This window comes from Micromonospora sp. AMSO12t, from assembly GCF_008806585.1.
GTDB lineage: Bacteria > Actinomycetota > Actinomycetes > Mycobacteriales > Micromonosporaceae > Micromonospora > Micromonospora reichwaldensis.
On record NZ_WAAS01000242.1, the window covers coordinates 1 to 9,669 of the forward strand.

Genomic DNA, 9,669 nt, shown 5'->3' on the forward strand with positions numbered 1-9,669 from the left:
ATTCGGTGGGTATCGGTGGCGCGGAGCGACACAGCATCACTTCCGTCGATGGGGCGGGCGCCCATCGCGGACGGGTGGGGTCGTCACCGTGTCGTGCTCGTTGTAACCCCCGACCACCCCACCCCTGTTACTTGTGTGTTTCGGCCACATAGCCCGTGGGTGACGTCACTTCTAGCGTGAGCCGTCATATGAGTTCCCTACCTCCGAGTCCTCACGTGGAGTCGCAATGACGGTCCGGACGACGCGGCGGGTGTTCCTCTCCGCCGCCACGATGATGGCCGCGGCGCTCGCCGCCACGGCCTGTGGCAGCCCGCAGGACACCGCCTCCGGTGGCGGCGACAGCGCCGCCCCGGTGAAGGTTGGCCTGGTCTACTCCCAGTCGGGAGCCCTCGCCAGCTACGGCAAGCAGTACATCGAGGGATTCAAGGCCGGCCTCGACTTCGCCACCAAGGGCACCAACAACGTGGGCGACCGGGCCGTCGAGGTCACCGAGGTCGACGACGCGGGTGACCCGGCGAAGGCGGTCTCCGCGGCCAAGGACCTGATCGGCAAGGGCAACAAGATCATCGCGGGCTCGACGGCTTCCGGCGTGGCCCTCCAGGTGGCCCCGATCGCCGCGCAGAACAAGGTCCTCTTTATCTCCGGGCCCGCCGCCACCGACGCGGTGACCGGCGCCAACAAGTACACGTTCCGCTCCGGGCGGCAGTCGTACCAGGACGTGGTGACCGCCAAGTCGTTCATCGGCGACCCGGCCGGCAAGAAGGTCGTGGTGTTCGCCCAGGACGGCGCCTTCGGCGACGCCAACGAGGCGGCCGTGAAGGCCGTCATCGGCGGCGCGGGCGCGGCCGTCAGCAGCGTCCGGGCGCCGGCCAGCGCCACCGAGTTCACCCCGTTCGCCAGCCAGATCAAGTCCGCCAAGCCGGACCTGCTCTTCGTCGCCTGGGCCGGCACCACCGCCCCCGCGATGTGGCAGACGCTCGACCAGCAGGGCGTGCTCTCCTCCACCACGGTCGTCACCGGCCTGGACATCCGCGCCTCGTGGCCGACCTTCGGCGCCGCCGGCAGCAAGATCTCCTTCCTGTCGCACTACTTCGACGGGGCCTCCGACAACGAGGCCGTGAAGGCGCTGAAGGCCAAGGTCGGCACCGTCGACCTGTTCCACCCGGACGGCTTCGCCGCCGCGCAGATGGTCGTACGGGCCATCGAGGAGGGCGGCGACGACGTCGAGAAGATGGTGAAGGCGCTGGAGGGCTGGAGCTTCGACGGGGTCAAGGGCAAGATGACCATCCGGGCCGAGGACCACGCGCTGCTGCAGCCGATGTTCCAAGCCAAGCTGTCCGGCAGCGGCACCGCGTTCACGGCCACCGCCCAGAAGGCGCTGACCGGGGACGAGTCCGCGCCGCCGGCCGTGGCGATGAAGGGCTGACACCAGATGCTCGCCACCCGCGGTCTGACCTGGCGGATCGGTGAGGTCGCCATCGTCGACAGCGTCTACCTCGACCTGGCGCCCGGGGAGTTCCTCGGCGTCATCGGGCCCAACGGCGCCGGCAAGACCTCACTGTTCAACCTGATCACCGGCGTACGCCGGGCCACGGAAGGACGGATCACCCTCGACGGGCAGGACATCGGCTCCCTGCCGCCGCACAAGCGGGCCCGTCTCGGCCTCGGCCGTACCTTCCAGGCAAGCTCGGTCTTCGGCTCGCTCAGCGTGCGGGAGAACGTCCGGCTCGCCGTTCAGGCGCACCGCGGGGGCTCGATGAAGCTGTGGCGGCGGGCGGCGGCCGACCGGGAGGTCGCCGCCGCCGCCGACGCGGCGCTCGACCGGGTCGGCCTCGCCCACCGGGGTACGGCGCTGGCCGGCACCCTCGCCCACGGCGAGAAGCGGAAGCTGGAGATCGCCCTGCTGCTCGCCGGGGAGCCCCGGGTCATGCTGCTCGACGAGCCGATGGCCGGGGTCAGCGCCGAGGACGTACCTGAGCTGGTCTCGGTGATCCGCTCGCTCACCGGCGACAGCGGCCGGTCGGTGCTGATGGTCGAGCACCACATGGACGTCATCCTGGAACTGGCCGACCGGATCGCCGTGATGCACCACGGCGCGCTGCTGGCCTGCGACACCCCGGAGACGGTGATGGCCAACCCCACCGTGCAAGAGGCCTACCTGGGGGAGTCGCTCTAGTGGAACCCATTCTCAGTGTGGAGAACCTGTCGGTCCGCATCGCCGGGCTGCACATCCTCCAGGGGGTGTCCTTCACGGTCGCCCCGACCGGCGTCACCGTCCTGCTCGGGCGCAACGGCGTGGGCAAGACGACCACGCTGCGCGCGATCGTCGGCCTCACCCCGCCCGCCGGCGAGGTGCGGGGCACCGTCCGGATGGGCGCCCAGAGCCTGCTGGCCCGGCCCACCCACCGGCTGGTCCGCGGCGGGCTGGGCTACGTGCCGGAGGACCGGTGCGTCTTCGCCGGGCTCACCGTCGCGGAGAACCTCCGGCTCGCCGAGCGGCGGGGCAGCACCCCGGCGTACGACAAGGTGTTCGCGCTCTTCCCGGAGCTGGACCGGCGCGGACGGCAACGGGCCGGCTCGCTCTCCGGCGGTCAGCAGCAGATGCTCGCGATCGGCCGGGTGCTGCTCAACGACAACCGGCTGCTGCTGGTCGACGAGCCGACCAAGGGGCTCGCGCCGAAGGTGGTGACCGAGGTGGCCGAGGTGCTGGAACGGGTCGCCGAATCCGTGCCGGTGCTGCTCGTCGAGCAGAACCTGGCCGTGGTCCGGCGGCTCGCCCGGGACGCGGTCGTGCTGGCCGCCGGCCAGGTCGCCTGGACCGGCGACGCGCAGGAACTGCTGCTGGAGACCGCCCTGACCAAGTCGCTGCTGGGCGTCGGCTCGGCGGAGGGACACCACCCCGCCGGTACGCCGGCCGCCGCGCGGAAGGACCAGCACTGATGGACACCGTCATCCTGTTGACGCTGACCGGGCTCGGCCTGGCGGCGCTCTACTTCCTGGTCGCCAGCGGGCTCTCCCTGGTCTTCGGCCTGGCCGACGTGCTCAACTTCGCGCACGGCGTCTTCCTCGGCGTCGGCGCGTACGGGACCTGGTGGGCGGCGCACAACCTGCCCGGCGCCGGGTCGGACGGCTTCGGCTTCGTGGTCGCGGTCATCTTCGGGGTGGCCGCCGGCACGCTGGTGGCGGTGCTCGTCGAGCTGGTGCTGATCCGGCCGCTCTACTCCCGCACCATCGAGCAGGTGCTGGTCACCGTCGGCCTCTCGCTGGCCGGCGTGGCGCTGCTCCAGGCGACCTGGGGCGCGGACGCCCGGCCCTTCCCACGCCCCGAGTGGACCCGGCAGGTCACCGGAATCCTCGGCGCCAACGTGCCCAACGGCGGCCTGCTGCTGATCATCGCCGCGGTGCTGGTGCTCGGCGCGATCCTGGCCTTCCTCCGCTGGACCCGCTACGGCCTGATCATCCGGGCCGGCGTGGAGAACCGGGAGATGGTCACCGCGCTCGGCATCGACGTGCGCAAGGCGTTCACCCTGGTCTTCGCCATCGGCGGGGCGGCTGCGGCGCTGGCCGGCGCGCTCGGCGGCGTCTACTTCGGCACCGTCTCGCCCGGCCAGGGCGGCTCACTGCTGATCTTCGCGTTCATCGTGGTGGTCATCGGCGGGATGGGCTCGGTGATCGGGTCCGCGTACGCGGCCGTCGCCGTCGGCCTGACCCAACAGTTCGTCAACTACTACGGCACCTCCGGGCTGGGCGACATCTGCGTGGTCGCGCTGCTGGCCGTGGTGCTGCTGCTGCGCCCGCAGGGCATCGCCGGAAAGGTGGCAACGGCATGACCGAGGTCAAGAGCCCCGAGGTTCCGGCACCGCCGGCCGCCGTGCCCGACGAGCTGACGCCGGGGCGCCGACGGTGGCACGGGCTGCGCCCGTACCTGCCGCTGGTCGCGCTGGTGGTCGCGCTGATCCTGCCGTACTCGACGCTGCACCTGCCGGGGATCTTCGAGGGGGCGCTGAACTCCCCGGGCACCCTGCAACTGCTCGCCGTCTGCCTGGTCTTCGGCGGCCTGGCCGCCGGGTACGACCTGCTCTTCGGGCGGACGGGGATGCTCTCCTTCGGGCACGCCCTCTACTTCGCCGCCGGCGTCTACGGCACCGACATTCTGGTCACCAAGGCGGGGCTGCCGCTGTGGCAGGCGGGGCTGCTCGCGATCATCGGTGGGACGATCCTCGCCGCGCTGCTCGGGGCGGTGGCGCTGCGTACCGTCGGCATCGCGTTCGCCATGGTGACGCTCGCCTTCGCCCAGGTCGGGGCGATCCTGGTGGCCCGCGACTTCGGCGGGCTCACCGGCGGCGAGGAGGGGCTGCCGCTGGACGTCTCCGGGCTGCCCGAGGGGCTGGTCGGGGTCACCAACACCGTCAACCTCTACTGGCTGGCGCTGGCGTACCTGGTCGTGGTGGTCTTCGTGGTGCACCGGGTCTCCGGCTCGCCGACCGGGCGGGTGCTCGCCGGCCTGCGCGACGACGAGCGGCGGATCGGGGTGCTCGGGCTCGACCCGTACCGGTTCAAGCTGGTGGCGTTCACCCTGGCCGGCGGCCTGGCGGCGGCCGGTGGCGCGGTCTACGTCCTGATCGTCGGCGGCGCCTCGCCGCACATCACCTCCTCCGAGTGGACCCTGGCGCTGCTGGTCATGGTGGTGCTCGGCGGGCCGGGCACCCGGTGGGGCCCGGTGATCGGCGGGATCCTCTACATGTACCTGGACCACCGGCTGGTCGCGTTCGGCACGTCCGACGCGGTGGAGGCCCTGCCGGCGTTCCTGAGCAACCCGCTGTCGCAGCCGCTCTTCGTGCTCGGCACGGTCTTCATCCTGGCCGTCTACTTCTTCCCCGGCGGCCTGGCCAGCCTCGCCCCGCGCCTGGCACTCCTGAAGCACTCCCTGCGCACCCCGTCCCGCCGCTCCTGACGGCGCGGGCCCAGGCCCCGCCGATGACGCAGCTGCCGCCGCCCGGCGACGGCTCGTCATCGGCGGGGCCTGCGCGTGGCCGGGGACCGACGGCCCGCGGGCGTCGATCGAGTACCGACCGCTGTGGGCGGGGCGCGCCTCCGGACCCGTTCAGGCGGGAGGCTTCGGCGGTGCGAGGTTGCGGAACCGCTCGTGCGCCGACTGCCGGCTGATGCCGAGCGCGTTGCCGATCTCGGCCCAGGAGAGCCCGGCCTCCCGCGCCGACACGACGGCGCGTTCGATCAGCGGCCGCTGCCAGCGTTCCACCTCGGCGAGGATGCCGAGCGCCTGCAACGGCCACGTCGTGGCCAGCTCGGCGACGTTGTCGCGGAGGGTGTCGGAACGGCCCATCAGCCAACCGGGCGGTGTGGCGGCCAGGATCGGCCTGATGTGTCCGCCCCACTCGGAGGCGGCCATCCAGCGGCCCTCCTCGGCGGCCGGGTAGTCGCTGGCGCCGACCCAGCCGCAACTGCACCCGGCCCGGTAGCCGACGGTCGTCGCGGGCGCTGCGGCGTCGGTACTCAGCGTCCCGTCCGGCAACCGGAACCCGATGAGGTCCGCGTGCCCCGGCACCACTTCCTCCGCCATCCCGCAAGCATATGCTTGTCAGGGTTTCCTGACTATCGGCGTCAGGCTATCCTGACGCAGCTGCCCGGGCTGATCGTCGTCCGGGCCCGACGCTGCGAAGGAGAGCGCATGTCCGTGGTCAGCGGCACCGTGGCGCCGGGTTACGAGCCGGTCCGGGAGGCGTTCCTGGCGAACTTCGATACGCGGTCCGAGATCGGCGCGGCCCTCAGCGTCTACCGACACGGTCAGGAGGTGGCCAGACTGTGGGGCGGGCTCGCCGATCCCGCCACCGGCCGCCCCTGGCGGGAGGAGACCCTCCAGGTGGTCTTCTCGGCCACCAAGAGCGTGCCGGCGGCCTGCGCACACCTGCTGGCCCAGCGCGGGCAGCTCGACCTCGACGCACCCGTCGCCGAGTACTGGCCGGAGTTCGCGGCGGCCGGCAAGGACGGGATCCCGGTCCGCTGGCTCCTGTCCCACCAGGCGGGGCTGCCGGTGCTCGACCGGCCGGTTCCACTGGCGCAGGCGCTGACCTGGGAGCCGATGGTCGCCGCGCTGGCCGCCCAGGCGCCGGCCTGGCAGCCGGGCACGGCACACGGCTACCACGGGCTCACCTACGGCTGGCTGGTCGGCGAGGTGGTACGCCGCGTCTCCGGCCGCAGCCTCGGCACGTACTTCGCCGAAGAGATCGCCACACCGCTGGGCCTGGACTTCTGGGTCGGCCTGCCCGCCGCCGAGGCGCACCGGGTCGCCCGGCTCGTCGAGCAGCCGGTCGCCCCGCCCGCCGCCGTGGCGGCACCGGAGGCGCTGGCCGCCGGGGCGGCGTTGGAGGCGCTGGCCGCGTACACCGATCCGACCTCGTTGGTGGTCCGGTCGACGATGGTGACCGACCCGCCACTCGACCTCGCCGACCCGCGTACCTGGGCGGCCGAGATCCCGGCGGTCAACGGCATCTGCACCGCCTCGTCGCTGGCCCGCTTCTACGCCGGCCTGATCGGCGAGGTCGACGGCGTCCGGATCCTCGACGCGGCCACCCTCGACGCCGCCACCCGGGAACAGGCCGGCGGGGTCGACCGGGTCCTGCTGGTGCCGACCCGGCCGGCGCTCGGTTTCGGCCTGCCGTTGCCCGACCAGCCCTGGTGGTCGCCCACCGCCTTCGGCTTTCCCGGCCACGGCGGCTCGCTCGGCTACGCCGACGCGGCCAGCGGCATCGCCTTCGGCTACGTGACGAGCGGGCTCCGCGTCACGATGGGCCCGGACCCCCGCACGACCAGCCTGGTCGAGGCGGTCCGGGCGGTGGTGTCCCGCCCGCCGGCCTGACCACTGCCGGCCACCCCGACCGGGGCCGCGGCCCCCTCGTGCGACCGCGACCCCGTCTTCCGTCCTCGTACGTCAGCTGTTCAGCAGCTCGTACGCCGACGCCGGAGCCTTCTGCGCCTGGCTGCCCGTCGGCACGGTGACCTTCGGGGCCTTGCCGAAGTCGAAGTACTTCACGACGTACTTCGTGGCCTTGAGCTTGCCGACCGCCGGGATCTCCAGGGTGAGCGAGGTGAGGTTCCCGTCCGCCCCGACGACGGCCGTGAACGGGATCGTCTTCGCCGCGGCGCCGAGCGCGTCGACGTCCACGGCGTCGGCCATGGCCTGGCGCACGTGCTCGCCGTGGGTCAGGTCCACGGTCCCGGTGTAGGTCCCGCCGCCCTGGTCCGTCACGGTGTCTCCCACCGCCCCGAGGATCGCGCCGGTGTTGCCCGGGTCGGCACCCTCGTAGTAGGGCACGCTGGCCGGGTCGGTCAGCTTCGCGTGGTCCAGCTCCATCCACTTCTTCGGCAGCTTGAGCATGCTGCTGAGCTCCTCGGCGCCGTCGAAGCTCACCTTCATCCAGGAGCGCTGCTCGATGAGGCGGAAGGAGAGCTTCATGGTGAAGTCGAGCTCCTTGTCCTTCTCGGTCACGGTGAGGTCCATGCCCTTGCCCGCCGGGTCCACCACGCCGGTGACGACGCCGGTCGGGTCGCTGCCGCTGAACCGGAAGGCCGGGTCCTCCTCGTCCGGCACCGCCGCCAGGAGCGTGCTCTTCGGGTTGGCCGACGGGGACGCCGCCGGGACCGGCGAGGAGGCCGCCGGGGCGTCCTGGGCGTCGTCGTTGCCACACCCGGCGACCAGGGAGGTCGCGGCCACCAGGGAGACGGCTGCCGCCGCGACCCGTCGGACCCTGCCGGCGGGGCCGGTCTGCTGCGTGATTCGCATGATTCTCTTTCCTAGCTGGACTGTTGCCGCCGCAGATCTTGGCACGCGCCCGGGCCGCCGCGTTGGCCCTGAGGGCCCGCCCGGGCGCTCGGCCTCATAAGCGGCCGACCCGCGCGCGGGCCGTTCCCTCCGAGGGCGGTCGGGCGGTGTGCCCCCGGGCGGTCCGCCGTCTCGCGAAAGCGGGGAACGTCCGCCGGAGCTGGTAGAAATGCCGGATGAGCCAGGATCGGACGGCGGTACGGGAGCGGGCCGAGGCGGTGCTGCGGCGGTTGGCCGGCGAGCACGCTCGGCTCCGGGAGGACCAGTGGCGGGCGATCGAGGCGCTGGTGGTCGACCGTCGTCGGGTCCTCTGCGTGCAGCGCACCGGGTGGGGCAAGTCGGCGGTCTACTTCGTGGCCACCGCCCTGCTGCGGGACCGGGAGGCGGCCGGCGCAGAAGGCGTCGCCGGGCCCACCGTGATCGTCTCGCCGCTGCTGGCGCTCATGCGCAACCAGGTCGAGTCGGCGGCCCGGGCCGGCATCCGGGCGCGCACGATCAACTCCGCCAACCTCGACGAGTGGGACGAGATCACCGCCGAGATCCACGCCGGCGCCGTGGACGTGCTGCTGATCAGCCCGGAGCGGCTCAACAATCCGGACTTTCGGGACACCGTGCTGCCGAAGCTGGCCGCCACGACCGGCCTGCTGGTGGTCGACGAGGCGCACTGCGTCTCCGACTGGGGGCACGACTTCCGGCCGGACTACCGCCGGCTGCGTACGTTCCTGGGCAACCTGCCCGAGCGCACCCCGGTGCTGGCCACCACGGCCACCGCCAACGCCCGGGTCACCGCCGACGTGGCGGAGCAGTTGGGCGACGCCCTCGTGCTGCGCGGCAGCCTGGACCGGGAGTCGCTGCGCCTCGGCGTGGTCGAGCTGCCGAGCCCGGCGTACCGGCTGGCGTGGCTCGCCGACCACCTGGACCGGCTCCCCGGCTCGGGCATCGTCTACACGCTGACGGTCGCCGCAGCGGGGGAGACCGCCGAGTTCCTGCGTTCCCGGGGCTACGCCGTCGCCTCCTACACCGGGCAGGCCGAGGACGCCGACCGGCGGGCCGCCGAGCAGGACCTGCTGGACAACAAGATCAAGGCGCTCGTCGCCACGAGCGCGCTGGGCATGGGCTTCGACAAGCCCGACCTCGGCTTCGTCGTGCACCTCGGCGCGCCGCCGTCCCCGATCGCGTACTACCAGCAGGTCGGCCGTGCCGGCCGGGCCGTCGCGCACGCCGAGGTGCTGCTGCTGCCCGGCACCGAGGACGCCGCGATCTGGCGCTACTTCGCCTCGCTCGCCTTCCCACCCGAGGCGCAGGTCCGCGCCGTCCTGGCCGCCCTGCACACCGACCGGCCGCTCTCCACCCAGGCGCTCGAACCGATCGTCGACCTGCGCCGGGCCCGGCTGGAGCTGATGCTCAAGGTGCTCGACGTCGACGGCGCGGTCCGCCGGGTGCGCGGCGGCTGGCTCGCCACCGGGGAGCCCTGGGTCTACGACGAGGCCCGGTTGCGCCGCGTCGCCGAGGCGCGCGCCGCCGAGCAGCAGGCCATGCGGGAGTACGCGACCACCCCCGACTGCCGGCTGCGCTACCTGCGCGAGTGCCTGGACGACGTCGGGGCCGCCGACTGTGGCCGCTGTGACCGTTGCGCCGGCCCGCTGTTCACGGCCGACGTGTCGGAGGTGGCGCAGACCGCCGCGCAGACCTTCCTCGGCCGGCCCGGCGTGGAGATCACGCCGAAGAAGCTCTGGCCGACGGGGCTGGAGGCGGTGGGCGTACCGCTGAAGGGGCGGATCGCCCCGGCGGAGCAGGCGCTGCCGGGGCGGGCGGTGGGGCGGCTGTCC

At 72.9% G+C, this 9,669-nt stretch carries 9 protein-coding genes; 7 read left to right on the forward strand and 2 right to left on the reverse strand.

What is annotated here, in order from left to right; genetic code table 11:
* The first annotated feature begins 226 nt into the window (after positions 1–226).
* Genes F6X68_RS26005 through F6X68_RS26025 form a run of 5 tightly spaced genes read left to right on the forward strand, consistent with a single transcriptional unit; the run spans position 227 to position 4,954 of the window.
* On the forward strand, positions 227–1,426 hold the full coding sequence (locus F6X68_RS26005; RefSeq protein WP_151456741.1) for a substrate-binding domain-containing protein: 1,200 nt from the start codon (positions 227–229) through the stop codon (positions 1,424–1,426).
* 6 nt (positions 1,427–1,432) lie between these two features.
* Complete coding sequence (locus F6X68_RS26010) at positions 1,433–2,176, forward strand: ABC transporter ATP-binding protein (RefSeq protein WP_151456742.1); 744 nt, start codon at positions 1,433–1,435, stop codon at positions 2,174–2,176.
* Complete coding sequence (locus F6X68_RS26015; RefSeq protein WP_151456743.1) at positions 2,176–2,940, forward strand: ABC transporter ATP-binding protein; 765 nt, start codon at positions 2,176–2,178, stop codon at positions 2,938–2,940. Before F6X68_RS26010 ends, F6X68_RS26015 begins: the two co-directional genes overlap by 1 nt.
* A complete protein-coding gene (locus F6X68_RS26020; RefSeq protein ID WP_151456744.1) occupies positions 2,940–3,830 on the forward strand; it encodes a branched-chain amino acid ABC transporter permease in 891 nt (296 codons plus the stop codon). The genes F6X68_RS26015 and F6X68_RS26020 overlap by 1 nt, the downstream gene beginning before the upstream one ends.
* Positions 3,827–4,954: a branched-chain amino acid ABC transporter permease gene (locus tag F6X68_RS26025; protein WP_151456745.1), complete on the forward strand. Its 1,128-nt coding sequence runs from the start codon at positions 3,827–3,829 to the stop codon at positions 4,952–4,954. Before F6X68_RS26020 ends, F6X68_RS26025 begins: the two co-directional genes overlap by 4 nt.
* A 150-nt stretch (positions 4,955–5,104) precedes the next feature.
* On the opposite strand, the gene F6X68_RS26030 is transcribed toward F6X68_RS26025, so the two are convergent.
* Complete coding sequence (locus F6X68_RS26030; protein WP_151456746.1) at positions 5,105–5,581, reverse strand: hypothetical protein; 477 nt, start codon at positions 5,579–5,581, stop codon at positions 5,105–5,107.
* Positions 5,582–5,689: 108 nt separating this feature from the next.
* Here F6X68_RS26030 and F6X68_RS26035 point away from each other — a divergent pair, with 108 nt between their 5' ends.
* Positions 5,690–6,877, forward strand: a complete 1,188-nt coding sequence (locus F6X68_RS26035) for a serine hydrolase domain-containing protein (protein ID WP_151456747.1) — start codon at positions 5,690–5,692, stop codon at positions 6,875–6,877.
* Between the two features lie 72 nt (positions 6,878–6,949).
* Here the strand turns inward: F6X68_RS26035 and F6X68_RS26040 are convergent, their stop codons facing one another.
* Complete coding sequence (locus F6X68_RS26040) at positions 6,950–7,795, reverse strand: hypothetical protein (protein ID WP_151456749.1); 846 nt, start codon at positions 7,793–7,795, stop codon at positions 6,950–6,952.
* Positions 7,796–8,016: 221 nt separating this feature from the next.
* On the opposite strand from F6X68_RS26040, the gene F6X68_RS26045 reads away from it, so the two are divergent.
* Positions 8,017–9,669: ATP-dependent DNA helicase RecQ (locus F6X68_RS26045; protein WP_151456748.1), on the forward strand; the 1,653-nt coding region annotated here is incomplete at its 3' end.

Excerpts from the sequence above, each read along its gene's own strand:
- F6X68_RS26005 (WP_151456741.1), top strand. The coding sequence starts at position 227 with ATGACGGTCCGGACGACGCGGCGGGTGTTCCTCTCCGCCGCCACGATG.
- F6X68_RS26010 (WP_151456742.1), top strand. The coding sequence starts at position 1,433 with ATGCTCGCCACCCGCGGTCTGACCTGGCGGATCGGTGAGGTCGCCATC.
- F6X68_RS26020 (WP_151456744.1), top strand. The coding sequence starts at position 2,940 with ATGGACACCGTCATCCTGTTGACGCTGACCGGGCTCGGCCTGGCGGCG.
- F6X68_RS26025 (WP_151456745.1), top strand. The coding sequence starts at position 3,827 with ATGACCGAGGTCAAGAGCCCCGAGGTTCCGGCACCGCCGGCCGCCGTG.
- F6X68_RS26030 (WP_151456746.1), bottom strand. The coding sequence starts at position 5,581 with ATGGCGGAGGAAGTGGTGCCGGGGCACGCGGACCTCATCGGGTTCCGG.
- F6X68_RS26035 (WP_151456747.1), top strand. The coding sequence starts at position 5,690 with ATGTCCGTGGTCAGCGGCACCGTGGCGCCGGGTTACGAGCCGGTCCGG.